Annotated in this window: 16 protein-coding genes; 7 read left to right on the forward strand and 9 right to left on the reverse strand. The window is 66.4% G+C overall.

Annotated elements, in window-relative coordinates; translation table 11 throughout:
* Positions 1–23: 23 nt before the first annotated feature.
* Positions 24–1,244, forward strand: coding sequence for a multifunctional CCA addition/repair protein (locus tag HMPREF3114_RS06350; protein ID WP_005419308.1), 1,221 nt, complete (start codon positions 24–26; stop codon positions 1,242–1,244).
* A 53-nt stretch (positions 1,245–1,297) separates the two neighbouring features.
* On the opposite strand, the gene HMPREF3114_RS06355 is transcribed toward HMPREF3114_RS06350, so the two are convergent.
* Positions 1,298–1,732, reverse strand: coding sequence for an SseB family protein (locus tag HMPREF3114_RS06355; RefSeq protein WP_053498190.1), 435 nt, complete (start codon positions 1,730–1,732; stop codon positions 1,298–1,300).
* 684 nt (positions 1,733–2,416) lie between these two features.
* On the opposite strand from HMPREF3114_RS06355, the gene HMPREF3114_RS06360 reads away from it, so the two are divergent.
* Entirely contained in the window at positions 2,417–3,055 is a 639-nt protein-coding gene (locus HMPREF3114_RS06360) for a hypothetical protein (protein ID WP_053498192.1), read from the forward strand.
* Entirely contained in the window at positions 3,052–4,536 is a 1,485-nt protein-coding gene (locus HMPREF3114_RS06365) for an XVIPCD domain-containing protein (RefSeq protein ID WP_053498194.1), read from the forward strand. The genes HMPREF3114_RS06360 and HMPREF3114_RS06365 overlap by 4 nt, the downstream gene beginning before the upstream one ends.
* Positions 4,537–4,617: 81 nt before the next feature.
* Here HMPREF3114_RS06365 and HMPREF3114_RS06370 read toward each other — a convergent pair whose 3' ends face one another.
* Together HMPREF3114_RS06370 and HMPREF3114_RS06375 are read right to left on the reverse strand one after the other, a co-directional pair.
* The gene (locus HMPREF3114_RS06370) at positions 4,618–4,953 is read right to left on the reverse strand and encodes a hypothetical protein (RefSeq protein WP_053498196.1); all 336 of its coding nucleotides are present in this window, start codon (positions 4,951–4,953) and stop codon (positions 4,618–4,620) included.
* Positions 4,950–5,993 carry a S41 family peptidase gene (locus HMPREF3114_RS06375; protein WP_053498198.1) on the reverse strand — a complete coding sequence of 348 codons (1,044 nt, stop codon included), beginning with the start codon at positions 5,991–5,993 and terminating at the stop codon, positions 4,950–4,952. The genes HMPREF3114_RS06370 and HMPREF3114_RS06375 overlap by 4 nt, the downstream gene beginning before the upstream one ends.
* 414 nt (positions 5,994–6,407) lie before the next feature.
* Between HMPREF3114_RS06375 and HMPREF3114_RS06380 the strand changes: the two genes are divergently transcribed.
* Positions 6,408–6,842: a hypothetical protein gene (locus tag HMPREF3114_RS06380; RefSeq protein WP_053498200.1), complete on the forward strand. Its 435-nt coding sequence runs from the start codon at positions 6,408–6,410 to the stop codon at positions 6,840–6,842.
* A 103-nt stretch (positions 6,843–6,945) separates the two neighbouring features.
* On the opposite strand, the gene HMPREF3114_RS06385 is transcribed toward HMPREF3114_RS06380, so the two are convergent.
* The 6 genes from HMPREF3114_RS06385 to HMPREF3114_RS06410 form a co-directional block, all read right to left on the reverse strand.
* Complete coding sequence (locus HMPREF3114_RS06385; protein WP_053498202.1) at positions 6,946–9,972, reverse strand: autotransporter family protein; 3,027 nt, start codon at positions 9,970–9,972, stop codon at positions 6,946–6,948.
* Positions 9,973–10,270: 298 nt separating this feature from the next.
* A complete protein-coding gene (locus HMPREF3114_RS06390; protein ID WP_053498204.1) occupies positions 10,271–11,338 on the reverse strand; it encodes an acyltransferase family protein in 1,068 nt (355 codons plus the stop codon).
* A complete protein-coding gene (gene nagA / locus HMPREF3114_RS06395) occupies positions 11,338–12,486 on the reverse strand; it encodes an N-acetylglucosamine-6-phosphate deacetylase (RefSeq protein ID WP_053498206.1) in 1,149 nt (382 codons plus the stop codon). The genes HMPREF3114_RS06390 and nagA overlap by 1 nt, the downstream gene beginning before the upstream one ends.
* Positions 12,486–13,514 (reverse strand): SIS domain-containing protein, encoded by a 1,029-nt coding sequence (locus HMPREF3114_RS06400; RefSeq protein ID WP_053498208.1) that lies wholly within the window; start codon positions 13,512–13,514, stop codon positions 12,486–12,488. The genes nagA and HMPREF3114_RS06400 overlap by 1 nt, the downstream gene beginning before the upstream one ends.
* 7 nt (positions 13,515–13,521) lie before the next feature.
* Positions 13,522–14,589, reverse strand: a complete 1,068-nt coding sequence (locus HMPREF3114_RS06405; protein WP_005411045.1) for a LacI family DNA-binding transcriptional regulator — start codon at positions 14,587–14,589, stop codon at positions 13,522–13,524.
* A 39-nt stretch (positions 14,590–14,628) separates the two neighbouring features.
* The gene (locus HMPREF3114_RS06410) at positions 14,629–15,921 is read right to left on the reverse strand and encodes a sugar MFS transporter (RefSeq protein WP_005419333.1); all 1,293 of its coding nucleotides are present in this window, start codon (positions 15,919–15,921) and stop codon (positions 14,629–14,631) included.
* Between the two features lie 375 nt (positions 15,922–16,296).
* On the opposite strand from HMPREF3114_RS06410, the gene HMPREF3114_RS06415 reads away from it, so the two are divergent.
* The 3 genes from HMPREF3114_RS06415 to HMPREF3114_RS06425 all read left to right on the forward strand — a co-directional run bounded on the left by HMPREF3114_RS06415 (position 16,297) and on the right by HMPREF3114_RS06425 (position 22,586).
* The gene (locus HMPREF3114_RS06415) at positions 16,297–17,313 is read left to right on the forward strand and encodes a glucokinase family protein (RefSeq protein ID WP_070489378.1); all 1,017 of its coding nucleotides are present in this window, start codon (positions 16,297–16,299) and stop codon (positions 17,311–17,313) included.
* 143 nt (positions 17,314–17,456) lie between these two features.
* Entirely contained in the window at positions 17,457–20,120 is a 2,664-nt protein-coding gene (locus HMPREF3114_RS06420; protein ID WP_053498210.1) for a TonB-dependent receptor, read from the forward strand.
* A gap of 111 nt (positions 20,121–20,231) precedes the next feature.
* Positions 20,232–22,586 carry a beta-N-acetylhexosaminidase gene (locus HMPREF3114_RS06425; RefSeq protein WP_053498212.1) on the forward strand — a complete coding sequence of 785 codons (2,355 nt, stop codon included), beginning with the start codon at positions 20,232–20,234 and terminating at the stop codon, positions 22,584–22,586.
* Positions 22,587–22,679: the final 93 nt, after the last annotated feature.

Genomic DNA, 22,679 nt, shown 5'->3' on the forward strand with positions numbered 1-22,679 from the left:
GCCGGCCGTGCGATCATTCCCCCATGAAGATCTATCTTGTCGGCGGCGCCGTGCGCGACCGCCTGCTGCAGCGCCCTGCCGGCGACCATGACTGGGTGGTGGTTGGCGCCACGCCCGCGCAGATGGAAGCGCAGGGCTACACTGCGGTTGGCCGTGACTTCCCGGTGTTCCTGCACCCGAACACGGGTGAGGAATACGCACTGGCGCGCACCGAGCGCAAATCCGGCCGCGGCTATCGCGGCTTCGTGGTGGATGCTGATCCGGCCGTAACGCTGGAAGAAGACCTGCAGCGCCGCGACTTCACCATCAACGCGATTGCCTGCGACGAAGACACCGGCACGCTGGTCGATCCCTACGGCGGTGTGCGCGATATCGAGCAACGCGTGCTGCGCCATGTCGGTCCTGCGTTCGTCGAAGATCCATTGCGCGTGCTGCGCGCGGCCCGTTTCATGGCGCGCTTCGCACCGCTGGGCTTTACCGTCGCCGAAGAGACCATGGCGCTGATGCGCGAGGTCGCCGCCAGTGGCGAGCTGGACGCGCTGGTGCCGGAGCGCGTCTGGCAGGAACTGCGCAAGGCGCTGGTCAGTGAGCGGCCCTCCGCCTTCCTGCGCACGCTGCACGATGCGCATGCCCTGGGCCCGATCCTGCCCGAGCTGGAAGCGCTGTACGGCGTGCCGCAACGTGCCGAGTTCCACCCCGAGGTCGATACCGGCATCCACCAGGAAATGGTCAGCGACATGGCCGCGAAACTGGCGCCGGGTGATGACCTGGTCGGCTTCGCCGCGCTCACCCACGATCTCGGCAAGGGCCTGACCCCGCCGGAGGAATGGCCGCGCCACATCATGCACGAGCAGCGCGGCATCAAGCCGCTGAAGGCACTGTGTGCGCGGTTGAAGATTCCCGCCGAGCACCAGCAGCTGGCCGAAGCGGTCTGCCGCGAGCACTTGAACGTGCACCGCATCGACGAACTACGCGATGCCACCGTGCTGGAACTGCTGGGCCGCTGTGATGCGCTGCGCCGGCCGGAACGCGTGGCCCGCATCGCGTTGTGCTGCGAGGCCGACAAGCGCGGCCGGCTCGGTTTCGAGGATGCCGACTACCCGCAGGGCGAAACGCTCAAGCGCCTGCACCGGGCAGCGCTGTCAGTGCAGGCCAGGGATCTGGATACCACCCATCTGAAGGGCCCGGCCATCGGCGAAGCGCTGGCCAAGGCGCGGGTGAAGGCGATTGCCGCTGCCCGCTGAAGCACCTGGTAGTGCCGGCCGCTCCGCTGGCCGGCACCCCTAAATCGCTGCCTTCAATGCGCCATGCCGCGGGTGATCGCCGCCGCCCGCTGCTTCAGCTGGGCCACGGCATCGGGAATCATCTCCATGCCCACGTCCAGGCCCGGGTTCAGCACCAGGCCGACGCCGTCGCCGATACCGGCCAGCAGCGCTTGCACCGCGATCGGCATGGCATGCGCGAACTGCGGCAGCTGCTCGTGCCACAGGCCGGCGCGCTCGGGGGCCGTGAACACCGCGAACATCGGCTCGCCGCTCTCGCTGGTCAGCACCAACGGCGAGATGCTCTCGTCCCAGGCGCCATCTTCGCCGATGGCCTTGTCCAGCAGCACGAACGCCGTCGAGGTCAGCAGGCCGTCGAGGAACTGCGCTGCGGTCAGCGTGCCGTCCTGGGCCTGCAGCAGGCGCACCTCGAGGTCGTTGAGGGGTTCGAACGGGGTGTCGTGGTCCATGGTCGGTTCCGGTACGTGGTTGCAGGGCAGACTTTAACAGGCCTAGGGTGAGGCACGACAGCGCATTGGCAGGGACACGCGGGGCGTCGGCGACCGTTGTACCAAAGCGCCCAGCGTTCACCGGTCTGGATCCAGCCAAAGGGAATCGGGGCCGCGGAAATCTTGATGGCCTTGGGGGGAAAGCATGGCGGGCAGGATTCGGCCGGCCGCTGATTCTGCGAACGCTGCTCGCCCCTGAACCGTTCGACGAGGTAACTGTTAAGACCTGCTCCAACAGTTTGACGAAACCGTCAATGTGTCCGATTCGCTTGTGGCTGCGTGCCGGCGCCGCACCACTCAATCCTGGAAGGACGTTGAGACTGGCATGACCAAGAGCTTTGAGCACGGCTGGAGCGGGTCGTATAGTCGTATGACGTAGAGCAATGGAACGCCGATGAACGCTACCTCGCAAGGCCTCGCGCCACAGGCATGCATAGATGGAGGCCAAGGAAGCTGGCAGCACGAGCGGCGCAACCTGTCGCATGTGCCCCTTAACGCGGGACATCGCGTCGTCTTCCTCGGCCATCCCTCCTGTCCAGCCGATCAAGGATCAGGGCAATCCTGCCGGTATCGTCACGCGCAGAGAACCGTGCCCCGTAGTAACGCTGAAGAGGCGCCTACCTCAATAAGCGACATGGACCGCTCATGCTGAAACCCTCCCCCCCCCTCACTCACGTGGCGTTGATCGCCTTGATCACACTGGCCGTTTCTGGGTGCAACAAGGAACGCTCATACCCGGTCTATCGCGAGAATCCTGCACCCAAGGATGCGCTACCGATTGTGATCCGGGTCCACGATGCGCCTGTGGAGCTTACCCTCCCGAAGGTTTTCGTCTCCTACGAGATAGATCCGCTCTGCCTCCCACCGATCAACAACTACGAGGGTGTGCAGTACGCCCCCCAACGGCAGTCAGTAGAGTTCCCAGTACAACGCGTCAGTGCGACCGAGTTCAGCAGCACCGTGTTCGAGGACGGCATGGCAGTCGCTGACTATTACGGGCGCGGGCCATGCGAATGGAAACCCAGCATCATTCGAGCTTCATTCCCAGTCATTTCCGAGGGACGCGAAGGCTTCATATCAGTTGCCGTCCACCATCTCGAACTGAAGAAACTACTCACGTCGATTTCGTACGCAGACAGTCAGATGACCCTGCAAACAAAGAGTTCGACCCCGGGGTGGGTGCGAACGCAGTCCCAGTATAGCTACGACAGATTGTCTGATATCGAGAAGCAGAAGTACTTTGCCATAGAGATATCGTCTCCTTCGAAAGGAATCGTCCCATGAGACCTCTAACCAATGCAGCCCTGGCCAATGCAGCCTACTCTCCACCGTCACATCCAGCTCCAGGCGATAAGGAATCGCTGCGCGTTGAGGGCGAAGACTTCGAAGTTCTAGGGCGACGTGACGCAGCCAGCGGCTATCAAGGGGTTGTGTACCGGAACATCAAGACCAACGAGATCATCATCGCCCATCGAGGCACCGAGTTTGATCGCCAGGCCATACTTGATGGCGGCGTCGACGCAGCGATGGTCAGCGCCAGAGTCAACGCACAGATTGATGATGCCCTCGTACTGACCAAGCAGGCAATCAAGCAAGCTGAGGAAAACGGATACGGTCCGGTGTACGTCACTGGACATTCCCTAGGCGGCGCACTCGCGCAGATCAGTGCCCACCATTACAATCTTCCTGGCGACGCCTTCAATCCCTACGGCGCTGCAGGGTTGGCGTATCGCCTGCCTGAAGGCCAGCCGGCCAATGCGGCGCCCTTCACCAACCATGTGATGGCGGGCGACCTGGTTAGTGCGGCCGGCCCTCATTACGGCAAGGTTGAGATGTACGCACTCCCCAAGGAACTGGGAGTCTTGCGCGATGCCGAGCAGGGCCAGCGCATCGCCTCGCTCGTATCGCTTGGGATGAAAAGCGGCCATGTCATGTCCGCTGCGGTTGCGGTCCAGTTGGGTGATTCCCATCGAATGGTTCACTTCATTGACCGTATGACCGACAAGGGCCCAGTGCAGTCCGTACTGGACGACCCCGAGGCGCGGATCACTGATGCCGAGGACCTACGCCGGATAGCGGAGTATCGCAAAGACATCCACCAGTTGCGGCTGGGGGCGACCGTACTTGTCGGCGGTGGCCCTGGACTCCTGCGCGACGGGGTCAATTACCTTCGCGGCACTGAGGAAGCCGGAGCGTACGCCCGTCGCGAAGCCGAAGCCGTGCAGCGCGCAGAAAGTGCATTGAAGCCTGGGGAGCGTCTGGTCCATGAGACAACCGAAAAGGGCTCGCCCTCTCTAAGCAACCCAGGCTTCGCTCCCAAGAGCCCATTGCAGGAAAGAATCGAATCAACCTTGGACAAGGCAGGCCTGGATCCCCGAACGGAAGGCCACCCCGACCATGCGCTCTACCGGCAGATTCGCGACGGTGTATCTGCCGTGGATGCCAAGCACGGGCGCAGCTTCGATGAAACCAGCGAGCGGATGACGGCCAGCCTGCTTGCAACGGCCAGGCGCAGCGGCCTGGAACGCGTCGATCATGTTGTCTTGGGCAATCCTCCCAGCGATGGTTCAGGCCCTCGCATGTTCGTCGTGCAGGGAGCGCTCGACAATCCGGCACACCTGCGGGCGTCGATCGCGGTCAGCGAGGCCGTCAATACACCCGTAGAACAGTCGCTCGCCAAGGCCGAGCAGATTTGGCAGGCACAGCAGGTCGCTCAACAAGAGCAAACCCAAGAGCAGACCCGAACAGCGATCCGCATGGGCTAGGCCAGCGTGGATTGCTTGGCCCCACCCGAGGCTAGCGCCCGCTGGAACGACCTGCTAAGGCCATGTCGGCCCGCCCTCTTTCTAGGAGGCATACAGGTGCCGCCACATCCATCCGGCCACCGCCAGCCCCGCCACCACCACCAGCATCAACGGCAGGCCGAAGCGGTGCCGCCACGGGATCGGCACCCCGCCCAGCTGCTGGTCCATGGTCTCGGTATCGAGCACCCAGCCGTGCTCGCAGCGGGTGCAGGCCAGCTCGTAGCGGCGCTGGTAGGTGAAGCCGAACAGCAGGTCGATGCGCGCCATCCTGTAGCGCAGCTGCGGGGCGAACTCGGTTTCCGTCTGGCAGCGCAGGCAGTGGTGCGCCTCGGTGGGGCCGACGATCAGCACCCGTTCCTGCTGGCCGATCAGGATCATGACCGGGTGCCCTGGCAGGCGGGCTGGGCCAGCAGCCAGGCCTGGGCGGCGGCCACGGTGGCGGCGTCACCCTCGACGCGCTGGTCGGGCTCGATCTTCAAGCCATCGCCACGATCATTGCGGTCCCGCATCACGCTGGTGGTCAGCAGCAGGCGACTGCCATCGGCAAGCGTGTGCACGACATTGCCAGTGGAGACACCCGCAGTAGGCTGACCGAAACTCCTCGTCTGCGGACGACCACGCCACGCCAGCACCGAGGCCTCGCCCGAACTGCCGGTGCGCGGCCCGAACAGCACCGCCACCGGCGCGCCGGGCTGCCGCAGCACATAGCCGGACTGGCCGAAGTCCAGCACCGACTTGCCTGCACGCTGTACAGCGGTCGCGGTCAACGTCCAGCGCTCCGGCCCCTGTGCGGCTTCGAACGCTCCCACATCTTCGTTGTTCACCACCGAGGTGCGCAGCAACGGTGCCATGCCCAGCAGCATCGGCCACATGTTGCCACCGCTGTTGTCACGCAGGTCGACGATCCAGCCACAGCGCATGCCGTCGTCCTTGCTACGGATTACCTGCTGCCACCGCGCGGCGCGCTGGATGTCCTGGCGGAATTTCTCCTGCGGCGTCGCGCCGGGCATAGGGGCATAGCCCTCGATGACCACCCAGCCGATGCGCGCATCCACCGCATCGACGGCCTTGGCCCGGTCCACGGCGGCGGCACCGGCCTGCTGCGCGCGCGCAAGGGATTCACGCTGGCGCTGGGTCGTGGTCCATGCACCATGGTGGCCGGTGCTGAGCGCAATGGCTTCGCGCAGAACGGCCAGCCGTTGCGCGGAGTCGCCCTGCGCCGATTGCAGGCGGATGCGGATGGCGGGCCAGTCCACCCGATCGCGATACAGCGCCTGGCGTTCAAGCAGGCTGAGGATCTCGGCCAGGGCCTCCGGCGAGGGCACCTCGACCGTGCTTGGCGTATCGGCCATGGCGCCGGTCGCCAGCAACACGAACATCAGCGCGCCGATGCGACGCACTCCCTTGCGAACCTGCATGCGACGCTTCCTTGTCGTTGAGTCAGGACCGCAGCATAACCGGGGCATGATCGCTTGCGCCACGCGCGAACTGTCGTATCCGGCCCGGTCGCTGGTTGCAGCAAAGCGGCTTGCGTGCAGTCACCACATTGCAACTTTGCCCATGTCATCGCGGCGCACAACGCGCCAAGGTGGCCCCCGTCGGCGCTTCCTGCGCTGACCGGGATTGGCGTCCTGAATGAAGCTTTTCACGAGCGGGCTTGCAACGTCGTTGCCGGCCCGAACAATGCACCGTCCGTCGTTCTGCGGCGGGCGGTGCGTGGGGATCCCCGATCCGCCGGCGTCATTCCTCGTGAAGAGCTTCACCGGCACGCCAACCCGCACCGCCCGCCACCTTGCATCCCGCAGGTGGCCTTGCCTTGTGAGGTTGCTGCCATGAACACGCCCTACCCCACCTATCCACGCCTGCAGGCACTGCTCGGTGCTGCATTGCCCGACCTGCAGCTGTCCACTACGGCAGCCGAAGCGCTGGAAGATGCGCTCACCGAAGCCGACGAACAGGCGCCGCCGTCGGCGTTCTTCGCCCGGTTGCGCGGCATCGCAAACAGCCACGGGGCCGACGGCCAGGCGTGGCGCGAGCGGCAACTCAGCGAGGCGCGCAGCCGGGAACTGGCCGAGGCAACGCGCTGCCTGGCGGCAGTGTCTGCGTGTGGGGGCGTGTTGCTGGCGGCGCAGTCGGCGCGCGAGATGGATGGTGCGCAGGCGCAGTGTCCACCGCAGGTGGAGGAAGGGCTGCTGCATGCGGTGGTGGTGCTGGCCGATCATGCCGGAGCGTTGGTGGAGCCGGATGCGGGCGCGCCGTTGTCGTAGAGCCGAGCCTACGCTCGGCTGCGCTGTGCTCATGGCGTCGGTGGGATTCGTGCCGACCAAGGTCGACACCCACCAGGGCGGGCCATGACATCCACACCGCGCGCTACCAGTCCGCACGCAAGCCGATGTTGCCTTCGATGATGCGGCGCTTCTCGTTGCGGTCGCCACCCAGCTCGCGCGTATAGTCGGCCACGGCGTACGCACTGATGGTGCGGTTGAAGCGCCCGACCACACCCACGCCGGCTTCCAATGCACGCGAGCGCTGCGAATTGATGATCACGTCGTCGTCGAAGCGGATGCGATCCTCGCCGGAACGGCCGTGCCAGTAGTTGAGCTTGAAGTACGGCTGCCAGCCGTTGTCGGCCAGCTGGTAATCACCGGCCAGGCGCAGGCCGATGCGGCCGGTCCAGGCGTTGTCGTTGTCGAAGCGCACGCTCGACACTTCATCGCGGCGGTCGTCCAGCGAGGTGCGCTGCCAGATCACCTGCAGCTGCGGTTCCAGCCACCATGCGGACTGACCGAAGTGCAGCAGCGGCTTGCCAGCCTCCACCGACACACTGGTGCCGTCGCCGCTCAGGCCGAAGCCGAGCCCGCGCGAGGAACGTACGCGGCCGTCGTAGCGGCTCTGCATCGCCACGGCGTCGATATAGGCACCGCTGCTGTCGGTGAACGTCCAGTACAGGCCCGCGTGCTTGTCGTCCAAACGGTTCTGGCCTACCTGCACGTTTTCCCAGCCCAGTGCCAGGCCGGTGGTCTTGCCCTGCGCGCGGGTGCGGCCGACGAACACGCCGATCTGGTTGCGATGGCTATCAGACGCCGCAGCCCACACGTCGAGGCCGGCCTGCAGGCCCATCACGTCGCCATCGAAGCCGGGCTGCGCATCGCCCTTCCAGTGGATCTCGCTGCTCTGCCCCACCAGGCGGCCCCAGGCGGTGCGGAATGCGCCCTGGTTGTACAGCAGGCGCTGTTCGCCCTGCCGCTCGTGGAAGGTACCGAGGCTGGCCAGCGAGGTCTCGCGCAGCAGCGGCGGCACCACCGCGTAGGCGGCGGTCTCCACGCGGTACAGCGGTACCACCGCACCTTCGGCCGGGCGTGCACCCGGCGTCGGCGGTGCACCGGTACCGGGCAATGCACCGCCGGCCACCGGCACGTCCGGCACCGCCGGATCGCTGGGCGGTGCCACGGGCGCCGGTTCCGGCGGCGGCGGCGGTGGTGCGGTCTCGCCTGCGGTCAGGTCCGGATCGATGGCGCCTTCGGGCGGCGGTGGCGGCGCCGGGGCAATGGGGGGCGGTGGTGCCACCGGCGGCGTCAGCGGCGGTGGGGTGGCGCTGCCACCACCGTTGGGTGCCGGCGTCGGGCCGGTCACCAGCGTCGAACGCAGGTACCAGTTCTCGCTGGTGCCGGCACTGACACCGCCCTTGAACAGGAAGTACTCGTAGGCGCCGGCCGCGACCGGTGCAAACAGCGAGAACGCGCCCGGCGCGGTGCGGCCACCATTCAATGCCTGCACCACCAGGATGCCGTCGGCCAGCGTGGCCGCGCCGCTGCCGCCGGCATTGAGTACGCCGATGCCGGTGGTCCCGGTGGCGGTACCGCCATCGATCACCAGGCGATCGCTGGGGGAGTTGTCCGCGCCCAGCACGGTACGCAGGTACAGGCCCCCGCCGTCACCACGGTAGTTGCCACGCACGGTGAACACGTCGCCCGCGCCGGTACCGGTCAGGTCGATACGCCCGGCATTGACCATCTCCACCAGTGCAGCGCTGTTGAACGGGCGGATGGCATGTCCCCCACTGCCCGCGTACACGGTACTGGTGTCATCCACCGTCAGCGTGCCGGTGCCGGTAACGCTGTCGCCCAGCACCAGATCGCCATCGAAGCTCAGCTCGGTGCTGTTGGCCAGGCTGATCGTCTCCCAGTTCTGGTAACGGCCCACGCCTGCGGTCTTGACGTTGCTCAGGTTGAGCTGGTCGATGCCACTGCCACCGTCGAACAGCGGCACCGCACCCAGGTTGCCCTGGTTGAGGTTGCTGAGGTTGGCCACGTCGTTGTCTGGGCCCATGTCGATCGCACCGTAGACAATGCCACCGCCGCTCCAGTTGAAGGTGTCATCGCCGATACTGAGCAGTACCTGCCCGCGCACGGTACCGTCGGTGATGGTCACGCTGTCGTTGCCGCCGCTGACGCTGATGTTGCCGCCGATGTAGGCGGTGCCCGAGATGATGATGGTGTCGGTGTCGAAGCCAGTCACCACGTTGCCGTCCACGGTGCCGCCGGACTGGTCCCACAGGTTCTTGTCCAGCTTCATGTTGACGCGGCCGATGCGGCCTGCGGTCATCCAGGCCTGGTCGCCATCTTCGAACGCACCGACGATGCGGCCACCGCTCATGCGGAAGGTATCGATGTTGTCGCCCTGCTGCAGCGCGCCGATCGTGCCGCCACTCATGACGAAATCATCGCGGCCACTGCCCTGCGCCACCACGCCGGTGACGGTGCCACCGGTGACGGTCATCTGGTCATCGCCACTGCCCTGGTCAACGCTGTCGATCGTACCGTTGCCCAGCACCAGCACATCGTTGCCATCCCCTTGCAGGACACCGCCGGTGATGCTGCCGGCCTGCATCTCGAGGCGATCATTGCCGGCATCGAACTGCACGCCGGTGCGCCCGCTGATCGTTCCGCTGTTGACCAGCACGCTGTCGCCGGCGCCAACGAACTGCAGCGCGATGTTGTTGCCGGTGCTGATGCTGCCCGAACTCTCGACACGGCTGCCGCCACCGAGCTGGACCGCCACACCCCCCACCGAACTGATCGTGCCGAGGTTGGACAGCAGGTGCCCGCCGGCCCCGACCAGCGAAATCGCACTGCCACCACCGCTCTGTTGCAGTTGTGCCGTGCTGGCGACATTGACGGTGATACCGGCCGCGCCAGTGGCAGCGACGGGAACGGTCTGCGGATTCGGCGCGCTGGCATCGCAGGTGACCGTCTGGCCTGCGATCGGGGTGGCATTGTCACAGCCGGCCCAAGCGACACTGGCGGTCAACAGCATGACGGACGGGACAGCCAGGGCCTGCACCACGGAAACAGTGAGGCGGCGCGGACGGAAAGCGCACGGGACGGCACGGGACATACAGCACTCCTGGACAGGGGATCAGGAACTGCAAATGCACGCTGCTGCGTGTGCAGTCTGCCGTGATGTGAACCGTTTCGATAGGTGAACTTGCGTGCGGGAAATCACATTTCGGATGTGAAATCGCCGGGCCCTCACGCCAATGTGATGTGGCTGAAATCGTTCATTTTTCCTGCATCCGGAATCACGCGCAAAGCATCCACGCATGGCGTGGATCTACTGATCCTGCATCGCCAATCGATTCACTCGTGGCACCTGGTAGATCCACGCCATGCGTGGATGGCGTTGGCGGATGGGGTCAGATCTTCAGGTAGATCTTCCGCCGGTCCAGCCACCATGCCACGCCCCACCACAGTGCGACGAACGCCAGCGCCTGCAGCATCGATGCCAGCTCGAGCGCCTGCGGCATCGCGGCGGCCAGCTGCTGCCAGATCCAGCCCCAGGCGCCGGTCGCCATCAGCACCACCGACATCACCGATGCCCCCAGGTACGCAGTGATCGCGTTGACCCCGAAGCGCCGGCCCAGCGCCGGCCATCCCTTCAGGTCTATCAGCACGTGGCCCAGCCACAGCGCCAGCGCGGCCAGGCCACCGGTCCACAGCACGTAACTGGGCGTCCACAGCTGCTTGTTCAACGGCAGCACCCCGGCCAGCAACAGGCCCAGCACGGCGGTCGCCACGCCCAGCCCGGCCAGTGCCGTCGAACGCCCGCTGCGCAGCAGGCCACCGGCCAACAGACCGAGCACGGTACTGCCCAGTGCACCCAGCGTGCTCAGCAATCCTTCCGGGTCATGGCCGAGGCGGGTATCGGCATGCCATTGATAGATCCACGGTGCGAACAGCGTGGTGTCCAGGCGGCTGGCCGGGTTGGTCCACGGCGCCAGGTCACCGACGCCCAGCAGCAGCACCGTGTATCCCACCAGCAGTCCAACAAGCATGCCGGCCTGCATGCGCGGCCGTGCATACACCGCCAGCACACCCACCAGCGCCGCGCACACGGCGATCCGTTGCAGCACCCCCCAGATGCGGAAGTGGTGTGTATCCAGCGCCCACCAGATCAGCAGATGCAGCAGCGCACCGGCCACCAGGATGCGCAGCGCGCGCTCCAGCACACCGCGCGCCAGTGCAGGACGCGCAGCGGCATCCAGCGCGCGCGGTGCCACGCTGAAGGCCATCGACACGCCCACCAGGAACAGGAAGAACGGGAACACCAGATCGGTGGGCGTGCAGCCATGCCATTCCGAATGGCGCAGCGGCGCGAACACTGCACTCCAGTCGCCTGGATTGTTGACCAGCAGCATCGCCGCCACGGTGATGCCGCGCAGGGCATCGATCGAGCCCAGACGGCGTGGCGGCGTACTGTTCATCAGGCGGCCTCGTACTGTCCGGCAATCCAGGTGCCACGTACCTGCAGGGCGTCATCCAGCAGCACCAGGTCGGCCTGGTAGCCCTCGGCGATGTGGCCCAGGCGGTCGTCGACATTGAGGAACTGCGCCGGGTAGGTCGAAGCCATGCGCGCGGCTTCGGCCAGCGGCTGGCCGAGCAGCTGCACGGTGTTGCGCACCGCCGTGGCCATGTCCAGCGCCGAGCCCGCCAGCGAACCGGCGGCATTGCGCACCACGCCGTCGATGGCGGTGATGGTTTCGCCGTACAGCACGTAGCTGGGATCGTCGGCACCGACCGGCGGCATCGCATCGGTCACCAGCAGCAGGCGACCGCGCGGCTTGGCCGCCAGCGCCACCCGCAGGCTGGCCGGATGCACATGCACGCCATCGACGATGATGCCGATCCAGCTGTCGCGGTCTTCCAGCGCAGCGCCCACCGCGCCAGGCTCGCGCCCCTGCAGCGGCGACATCGCGTTGTACAGGTGGGTGAAACCACGCACGCCGGCATCCAGGCCGGCGCGGATCTCTTCGTACGTGCCTGCGGTGTGGCCGGCGGCCACGATCACGCCACGTTCGACCAGCGCGCGGATGGTCTCCAGCGGCACGCGCTCCGGCGCCAGCGTCAGCAGGGTCACGCCGTTGTCCAGCGACGCGGCCAGCGCGATCTCTTCTTCGTCCGGTACGCGGAACTTGCTGGCATCGTGCGTGCCCTTGCGCGCCGGCGCGATGTAGGGCCCTTCCAGATGGATGCCGATCACGCCCGGCACGCCCTGCGCGATCGCTTCGCGCGTCGCACCGATGGCTTCGCGCATCACCGCCACGTCATCGCTGATCAGCGTGGGCAGCATCGCGGTGGTACCGAAGCGGCGGTGAGCCTGCGCGATGGTACGCAGCGAGGCAACATCGGGCGTATTGTTGAACAGCGCGCCGCCACCGCCATTGACCTGCACGTCGATGAAGCCGGGCAGCAGCCAGCCGCCGCCCAGGTCCATCTGCTCGGCAGCGTGGCCCAGCTGCGGTGCGGCGTCGGGCAACAGCGCGCTGATGCGACCCTCTTCGATCACCACAGCCAGATCGTCGCGGAACTCATCGCCTGCCAGGATGCGGGCATTACGCAGCACGGTTGCCATCACACCGTCTCCGTGACCTTGTTCAGGTGCGGCGGCAGGTCCGGGTTGAAGCCACGGCGCAGCGCCAGCGCGTTGATCGCGCGGTAGAAGCTCTGCACGGTCAGCAGCGGTGCGCACAGCGGGTGCGGCGCGGGCGCCACCGGCAGGTTGCCGCCGGCACCGGCCAGCCACACCTGCGCGCCTCGCGAAGTGAACTCCTCGACCACCGCTCGGGTGCCGGCGCCGGTTTCATCGGGCTGCGCGAAGGCCAGCACCGGGAAGCCACGGTCGACCAGCGCCATGGGGCCGTGCTTGACCTCGGCCGAGCTGTAGGCTTCGGCGTGCAGGCTGCAGGTTTCCTTGAACTTCAGCGCCGCTTCCTGCGCCGCGCCCAAGCCCAGGCCACGGCCGAGCACGAACAGGTTGGTGGCCTCGACCAGGCCTTCGGTCACCGCGCTCCAGTCGCACTGCCAGGCTTCACGCATCGCGTCCGGCAGCAGGTCCAGCGCGTTGCGCAGGCTGCTGTCCTGCTTCCAGTAGGCGGCCAGCTGCAGCAGTGCAGCCAGCGAGGCCAGGTAGCTCTTGGTCGCCGCCACGCTCTTTTCGGCACCGGCATGCAGCGGAATGACCGTGTCGGCCAGCTGCGCCAGCGGCGAATCCTCGACGTTGACCAGCGCGATCACGCGTGCGCCAGCGGCCTTGGCCGCCTCGGCGTTGCGCAGCAGGTCCGGGCTCTTGCCCGACTGCGAAATGACGATGAACAGCGCACCGCGCAGCTGCAGCGGTGCGGCATAGACCGACCCCACCGACGGCGAGGCCGACGCAACCACCAGGCCCAGCTGGGTTTCCAGCAGGTACTTGCCGTAGGTGGCGGCATGGTCGGAGCTGCCGCGTGCACAGGTGACCACGAACGGCGGCGGCGCCGCGCGCAGGCTGGCGGCCAGGGTTTCCAGGGTGGCGTGGTTGCGCGAGAACTGGCGGGCAACCACGTCGGCCGCTTCGGCGGCCTCGGCGAACATCAGGGTGGACGTGGGGTCTGACAGCGACATGGCAGGCTCAGGCAGGATCGGAAGGAAGGGGGCGTGCGCCGGCCGGGCGCATCGGCGCGGTCGAGCCGCGCACCACCAGCTGCGGCACGAAGCCCTGGTTGTGCAGCGGTGCCGGCGCATCGTCGTAGGCGTCGCTGCGCAGCTGTGCGATCAGCAGGCGCGCAGCGTGGCGGGCGATGTCTTCGGTGGCCTGCTTGGCGGTGGTCAGCGGCGGCCACGACTGGCGCGAGAACGGGCTGTCCTCAAAGCCGGCGATGGACAGGTCGTAGGGCACGTTCATGCCGGCCGACTTGGCAGCGGCCAGCACGCCGGCAGCGATTTCATCGTTGGAACCGAAGATGGCGGTAGGCGGTTCGCGCAGCGCCAGCAGGCGGCGCGCACCACGGAAACCATCGTCGAAGGTGTAATCGCCCTGCACCACCAGGTGCTTGTCCACGGTCATGCCGTAGTCCTTCAGCGCCGCTTCGTAGCCGGCATAGCGTTCGCCCGAGGAGCGGTGCGAGCTGCCGCCCCAGAGGAAACCGATGCGCTGGTGACCGAGCTGGATCAGGTGCTCGGTGATCTCGTAGGCGGCCTCGCGGTCGTCGACGAACACGCAGGCGCCGTCGGCCGGGTCTTCAGTGGCGGCGATGATGCGCACCAGCTTGATGCCACGCGCGGTCAGCGCCTGGATCAGGTCCCGGCGCTCGGACATCGGTGCGGTCAGCACCAGCCCGGCCAGCCGCGAGCGCTGCACCCAGTCGGCCAGTTCATCGGCCAGCAACGGCGAGCTCGAATCACAGGGATGGATCTGCAGGCCGAAACCGGTCTCGCGGCACGCGGCCAGCACGCCGTTCTGCACGCCGATGATGTGGTACGGGTTCGGGTTGTCGTAGACCAGCCCGATCACGAAGGTAGTGCCGCTGCGCAGGTTGCGCGCGGACGGATCGGGCTCGTAGTCGAGCTCGGCGATGGCACGCAGCACCCGCGCACGGGTGGCCTGCATCACCGAGGGCTCATTGTTGATCACCCGCGAGACCGTCTTCAGCGAGACCTTGGCCTTCTCCGCAACGTCCTTGATGGTCGCTCTGCGCATGGGTTTTCCCTGGGGTTGGCTGCCGTCCATCATCGCCGATCAGGCCTTGTCCTGCGGCAGGCCGGCACGATGGCCGATCACCGAGTAGAACAGGATGTACAGGTAGCACGGCACCATCAGCAGCACGAACACCAACTGGAAGTCGATGTGCTGCTTGAGCACGGCGAACAGCTGCGGAATGATCGCGCCGCCGGCGATGCCCATCACCAGCAGGGCCGAGCCGGTCTCGGTGAAGCGGCCCAGGCCGCGGATCGCCAACGGGAAGATGGCCGGCCACATCATGGCGTTGGCAAAGCCCAGCAGCGCCACGAAGGCCACCGAGACGTAGCCGTGCGTAGCCCAGGCGCCCAGGCAGAACACCACGCCCATCACTGCCGAAATGGTCAGGTAGCGCGACTGCGAGACCAGGCCGGGGATCGCCAGCAGGCCGACCACGTAGCCGGCCAACATCGCACCCAGCGTCAGCGAGGTGAACATCTTGGTCTGGTCCAGCGGCAAGCCGAAACCGTGGCCGTAGGTTCCGATCGCATCACCGGCCATGACTTCCACGCCTACGTACACGAACAGGCACAGCACGCCCAGCCACAGATGCGGGAACTGGAAGATGCTGCGGCGCTCGGCCGTTCCCGGTGCACCTGACGGCGTTGCATTGGCTTCGGAGGACTTGATCTCCGGCAGAGGCGAGAACAGCACGGCCACCGCCAGCACCACCAGCAGCGCGGCCATCGCCAGGTACGGCGCATGGATCTTGGCGGCGAATTCGTTGAGCAGCGCGACCTTGGTGACCGCGTCGGCGGCCTGCACCTGCTTGTCCAGATCGCCGATGCCGTGCAGCACCAGGGTGCCGATCAGCACCGGCGCCAGCATGCCGGCGATCTTGTTGCAGATGCCCATCAGCGCGATGCGGCGTGCCGCCGTTTCAATCGGGCCGAGGATGGAGATGTAGGGGTTGATCGCGGTCTGCAGCAGGGCGAGGCCGCTGCCGATCACGAACAGACCGCCGAGCGCGCCCGGGTACCAGCGCTGGGTCGCGAACTCACCGAACAGCGCGGCCCCCCCGGCCATCACCAGCAGGCTCAGGCTCAGGCCCTTCTTCATGCCGGTGCGGCGCAGGATCCAGGACGCCGGCAGGGCCAGGAAGAAATAGGACAGGTAGAACACCATCAGCACCAGGAAGGCACCGACCTCGCTGAGTTCGAAGGCCAACTTGACGAAGGTGATCAGCGGGCCGTTGAGCCAGGTGAAGAAGCCGATCAGGAAGAACAACACGCCAACGATGGCGATGGAGGTGGCCACGTTCGGGCGCGCGCTTGCAGCGGGGACGGCGGACATCAGGAGGGCTCCTGCGGCGACGGCCGCAGAACGCGGCGTCGGAGAGTGGCTGGGAACAACGTTGTCACATTCTTTCGATGGACAACGGCGGTTTGTCAACTTCCATGCACGCCTGCCTGAACCTCGTGCTGCACTGCGCAAGTCCGCCGCGGTACGCCCCGCTGAATGCGCGGCAGGCCTAGAGCCCCGTGCACCAATGGTTCCCACGTGAAACCCGCACTCACACCGTGTAAACGTTTACTGCGCGCCGCATTCGTTGCGACGCAGCAACGAAAGTGTCACGAACTCGTTGACATCGTTGTCAGCACGGTTACAGACTCCGCCCCAATCGCCGCCCCCGATCCCCGGGCCGGCCCACCTGCAGCAGGAGCCCGCGTGACCGCCAGCCACCCCGCCCCGTCGCATGTCCTGTCCCGCGTCGCGCCCTCGTTCCTGGCCGCCGACGTCGGTGGCACCCATGTGCGCGTGGCCCGGGTCCAGGCCAGCGGTGACGCCGCCCATCCGGTGCAGGTGCTGGAGTACCGCAAGTACCGCAATGCCGACCATGCCGGCCTCAGCGCGATCCTGTCCGACTTCCTGGGCGAAGGCCCGCGGCCCACGCATTGCGTGGTCGCCAGCGCCGGCTATGCCCGCGAAGACGGCACGGTGATCACCGCCAACCTGCCGTGGCCGCTGTCGGCACGCCAGGTGGAAGCCGAGGTCGGCCTGCAGCGGGTCTACATCGTCAACGATTTCGAAGCGGTGGCCTACGCCGCCGCGCAGGTGGACGCCAGTGGCGTGCTGCACCTGTGCGGGCCGGAGACCGCCGCGCGTGGCCCGACCCTGGTGGTCGGCCCCGGCACCGGCCTCGGTGCAGCGCTGTGGATCCCCACCGCGCACGGTCCGGTGGTCTTGCCCACCGAAGCCGGCCAGCCGACCCTGGCGGCCAGCACCGAACTGGAAATGGCCATCGTCCGCCACATGCAGCGCGACCGCGCGCACGTGTCGATCGAGCATGCGATCTCCGGCCCCGGCCTGATGAACCTGTACCGAGCCGTGTGTGCACTGCAGGGGCAGGCGCCGACCCTGGCAAGCCCCGACGCAGTCACCGCTGCGGCCATGGCCGACAGCGATGCGCATGCGCGCCAGGCACTGGATGTGTTCTGTGGCCTGCTCGGCAGCACCATCGGCGACATGGCGCTGTTCTACGGCGCCCACGGTGGCGTCTACCTGGCCGGCGGCATCCTGCCGCAGATCCGCGAATACCTGCACGCCAGCACCTTCGTCGAACGCTACCTGCAGAAGGGGCCGATGGGCGAAGCGCTGGCACGCATCCCGGTAAAGGTCGTCGAGCACGGCCAGCTGGGCGTGGTTGGCGCTGCCAGCTGGTACCTGCAGCAGTCGGCCGCCTGACACCGCAACAGGCTTCAACGCAATCGCAGCACGCAGTACGTGGCACGCCAACGCACGGGACTTCGCCGCCGCCCCGCGCATGTCATCGCAACCGTAACCGAACACCGCCGCCGGCACCCAATCGAGTGATGAGGAGAGACATCATGAACACCCGCAAGACCCTGCTTTCGGCCGCCATCGTCAGCTGCATCGCCTTCAGTGCGCACGCGCAGCAGGCGGCCCCGACCGCCACCGATCTGGACACCGTGACCGTTACCGGCATCCGTGGCTCGATGGAGAAGTCGCTGGACACCAAGCGCGAAGCCAATGCGCGCGTGGAAGTGGTCACCGCCGAAGACGTGGGCAAGCTGCCCGCGCACAACGTTGCCGATACCCTGCAGCGCCTGCCCGGCGTGAACATCAGCTCGTCCAGCGCCGACGAAGGTGGCTTCGATGAAGCCGACCGTGTCAGCCTGCGCGGCACCAGCCCGAGCCTGACCCAGACCCTGATCAACGGCCACACCGTCGGCTCGGCCGACTGGTTCGTGCTCAGCCAGGGCAACAACGTCGGCCGCAGCGTCAGCTACTCGCTGCTGCCGTCGGAACTGGTCAGCTCGGTGGAAGTGAACAAGTCCTCGCAGGCCAAGCTGCAGGACGGCGGTACCACCGGTACCGTCAACATCATCACCCGCAAGCCGCTGGAGTTCTCCAAGCCGTTCACCGCGGAAGGCTCGATCGGCATGGTGCGCTCGGACCAGGCCAAGTCGAACGACCCGCAGTACTCGGCACTGTTCAACTACAAGAACGAGGAAGGCACCTTCGGCGTGATGGTGCAGGGCTTCAGCCAGAAGCGCGAGCTGCGCCGTGAAGCACAGGAAATCCCGGGCGGCTTCTTCAAGATCGGCGCCGGCGATCCGGTCGCCAAGACCAATCCGGACCTGATCGGCGTCAATGTGCCGGGCCTGCTGGGTTCGACCCTGTTTGAGCAGACCCGCGAGCGCAAGGGCGGCCTGGTCTCGTTGCAGTTCAAGCCGAGCGACAGCCTCACCCTGGGCCTGAATGGTTTCAGCTCCGAGCTGAAGGCCAACAACTACAACCGCAACTTCATGATGTTCGGCAACAGCTTCGCCAAGTCGCAGGCGCCGGATCCGGGCTATGTGGTCAAGGACGGCGTGCTGACCAACGCCAGCTACAGGGGCGTGCCGGGCACCGACTATGCGGTGTACGACATGATCTACCGCGAGTCGAAGGCAAAGTCGAGCTATGTCACCTTCGATGCCGACTGGCAGATCAGCGACAGCCTGACCGCCAAGTTCCAGGCCGGCAGCACCAAGGGCACCGGTGAGACGCCGCGCCAGTACATCGCCGAGGTCACCCTGGCCAACGGCGGCGGCGCCAGCTGGGCCACCCACGGCAATGGCTCGCCGATCGACTGGAACGTCGGCGGCGACCTCTCGCCCAACGGCGTGACCAGCTTCGGCACCTGGGGCAACCAGCAGGTCACCGCCGAAGACAAGGAGAAGTGGGCCACGCTCGACTTCAACCAGTACTTCAACGATGGCGGCGTACTGAGCTCGATCGACTTCGGCCTGCGTTTCGCCGACCACAAGCGCGAAGCGCTGTCGCCGGAAGGTGCAACCCCGGGTGACATCTGGAGCGCGCTGAAGAACGGTGCCACGGCCAACTATCCCAGCGGCTTTGCCGGCGACATCGGCGGCACCTTCCCGCGCAACCTCTGGTACTTCACCCCGGGCGCGCTGAAGGACGCGGTGACCAACAATTCCACCTGGCTGGCCGGCAATGATGGCCCGACCGGTCGCCACAACTATGGCGCCGAGTGGAAGGTGAAGGAAAAGAACTTCGCCGGCTACGTGCAGGCCAATTTCCGCGGCGACTGGTGGAGCGGCAACGTCGGCCTGCGCTACGTCAACATCAAGCAGGACATCGACACCTACAACGCCGTCAGCAAGGCCGCCGATGCCGATGTCAGCAGCCTGTTCGGCATGTGGGAGCGCCTGGCCTTCCAGAACAAGCGCAACCGCGTCCTGCCCAGCGCCAACATCAAGTTCGACCTGGACGACTCGCTGGTGCTGCGTGTCGCCGCCTCGCAGACCCAGACCCTGCCGGACTACTCGGCGCTGGGTGCCTCCTCGTACGGCTCGGACCTGAACCGCACCGGCGGTGGCGGCAATCCAAACCTCAAGCCGACCCTGTCGACCAACCTGGATGCCAACCTGGAGTGGTACTTCATGCCGCGTGGCCTGCTGTCGGTGGGCGCGTACCACATGAAGCTGAAGGACTACATCGCCTTCGACGTGGTCTCGCGCCAGCTGTACAGCGAACTGACCAACCAGCTTGAGACCTACCAGATCTCCACTCCGATCAATGCCGACGGCAAGGTCACCGGCGTGGAAGTGGCCTACGAGCAGCCGATCGGCGAGTACTTCGGCATCAATGCCAACTACACCTACGCCAACGGCACCACCTCGCACACCTGGTCGGATGGTTCGCACAACCTGCTGGGTACTTCGAAGAACACCTACAACGTGGGTGCCTACTTCGAGAACGAGCGCTTTGGCGCCCGGGTCAGCTACACCCGCCGTTCCTCGTTCCTGATCAGCCTGTCGGGCACCAACCCGTACTACCAGGATGACTTCGGCACGCTGTCGGCATCGCTGAGCTACAAGGCCACCGATTGGCTGAGCATCAGCCTGGATGGCCTGAACCTCAACAACCCGACCTACAAGTACTACCAGACCGCGGCCATCCCGACCTCGTTCTACAGCAACGGTCGCCAGTACTACCTCAACTTCCGCTTCAAGTACTGATCCAGCGGCGGCAACATCGCCGAGTCGTGCACGCACGCCGGGCCTGGGTCATTCCGGGCCCGGCGTTTTTCATGTATAGCGTTCATCGCACCGTTCCAAGGAGTCGTTCCGATGGTCAAGCCTTCCCGCGCCCGGATGCGCAGCGCAGTGCTGCTGGGCAGCCTGCTCGCCCTGTTGCCGGCACTGCCCGCACTCGCCGCTGATCCCACGCCGGCCGCTGAAGCACCGGGTCCGCAGCTGCGTGCCGGCAGCCTGATGCTGATTCCCGCCCCGGCCACGGTGCAGCCCGGCCAGGGTAGCGGCATCACCGTACGCGCCGATACCGCGCTGCAGGCCGAAGGCGAAGCCGCGCAACGGGTCGCCTCCCAGTTCGCCGACCTGCTGGCCCGCAGCGGCGGGCCGCGGCTTGCGCCGGCCATGGGCAAGGCGGCAGGCACGTCGGGCAGCATCCGCTTCCAGATCGTCCCGACCTTCCGCGACAGCGGTGAGAGCTACACGCTGGAAAGCACCGCGCAGGGCGTGGTGATCCAGGCCGGCAACGAAACCGGCCTGTTCTACGGCGCAACCACGCTTGCCCAGCTGGCCACGGGTGGCAGCAACGGCGTGCTGCCGGCGGTGCAGATCCAGGACGCGCCGCGCTTCAGCTGGCGCGGCTTCATGCTCGACTCGGCGCGGCACTTCCAGAGCCTGGATGAGATCAAGCGCGTGCTCGATGCGATGGCCGCGCACAAGCTCAATACCTTCCATTGGCACCTCACCGATGACCAGGGCTGGCGCATGGAGATCAAGCGCTACCCGAAGCTGACCGAGGTGGGCAGCTGCCGCCTGCCGGCCGGCGACGGCGGCATCGACCCGGCCAGTGGCCAGCAGCATCCGTACTGCGGCTTCTACACGCAGGAGCAGATCCGCGAAGTGATCGCCTATGCCGCCAAGCTGCATATCCAGGTGATTCCGGAAATCGATGTGCCCGGCCATGCCACCGCGGCGATCGCCGCGTACCCGGAACTGGGTTCGATCAACACCCCGCTGAAGCCGATCAGCGAATGGGGCGTGTTCCCGAACCTGTTCAACGTGGAAGACAGCACCGTCACCTTCCTCGAGAACGTGCTGGAGGAAGTGATCGAACTGTTCCCGGCGAAGTACGTGCACGTCGGTGGCGACGAGGCGGTCAAGGACCAGTGGGAAGCCTCGAAGCAGGTGCAGCAGCGCATGCGTGCACTGGGCATCAAGAATGAAATGGCCATGCAGAGCCACATCATCAAGCGCCTGGAGACGTTCCTGGAGGAACACGACCGGCGCCTGATCGGCTGGGATGAGATCCTCGAAGGTGGGTTGCCGCCACAGGCCACGGTGATGTCGTGGCAGGGCACCGAAGGTGGCCTGGCCGCTGCCAGTGCCGGCCATGACGTGGTCATGTCGCCGGTGGGATACCTGTACCTGGATTACCTGCAGACCGCCTCGCCGAACGAGCCACCGGGTCGCCCGGCCCAGGTCAACCTCGGCAAGCTGTACAACTTCGAGCCGGTGCCGGCCGAGCTGCCGGCCGACAAGCGCCAGCACATTCTCGGCCTGCAGGCCAACATGTTTACCGAGCACACGCGCACCTACGCGCGCCTGCAGCACAACCTGTTCCCGCGCCTGGCCGCCGTGGCCGAGACCGGCTGGAGTACGCCGGAACATCGCGACTTCCGCGATTTCCTCGCGCGCCTGCCCGCGCAGCTGCAGCGCTACCGTGCCTGGGGCCTGGCCTACGCGCAGACCCCGTTCGAAGTGGGCGTGGACTACACCGATGATCGCGCGAAAAACTCCGTGACCCTATCGCTGGCCAATCCGCTGGGTTATGAAGTGCGCTACAGCACCGATGGCCAGCCGGTGACCGCGCAGTCGCCGCTGTACCAGCAGCCGCTGACCGGGACGCTGCCGACCACCGTGCAGGCCGCCGCGTTCTACCAGGGCCAGATGCTGGCCGCGAAGCCGACCGTCGCCGCGTTCACCGCGCAGTCGCTGCTCAGCCGTCGCAGCGATGCGCTGCTCAGCTGTGTGGGCAAGAAAGGGCTGGTGCTGCGCCTGGAAGACGACGGCCCGCGCGAGGGAGCGCGTGCGGTGTTCAACGTCGACATCTTCCAGCCGTGCTGGCGCTGGCCGCAGGCACAGCTGGACGGCATCGGCAGTGTGGAGGTCCGCGCGGGGCGTATTCCGTACTACTTCCAGCTGGCCCACGACGAGCCCAAGCGTCGCTTCGAAAAAGCCAGGCGCGCGCATGGCGAGATGCAGGTGCGGCGCGGCGATTGCAGCGGCAAGGTGCTGGCAGAAGTACCGCTGCCGGCCTCACCCGATGCCGATGGCTTCGTGACCCTGCGTGCGGCGCTGCCGAAGGGCACCGCTGGCAACGGCGATCTGTGCATCAACTTCACCGGCGACACGCGCCCGGCGATGTGGGTGCTGGATGAGGTCACGCTCAGGTAGGTGCCAACCTTGGTCGGCGGTTTGCGGCCGGATCCACGCATGGCGTGGATTACTGATTCCATCCACGCATGGCGTGGATCTACTGTAGAGCCG

Source organism: Stenotrophomonas sp. HMSC10F07 (assembly GCF_001807895.1).
GTDB lineage: Bacteria > Pseudomonadota > Gammaproteobacteria > Xanthomonadales > Xanthomonadaceae > Stenotrophomonas > Stenotrophomonas sepilia.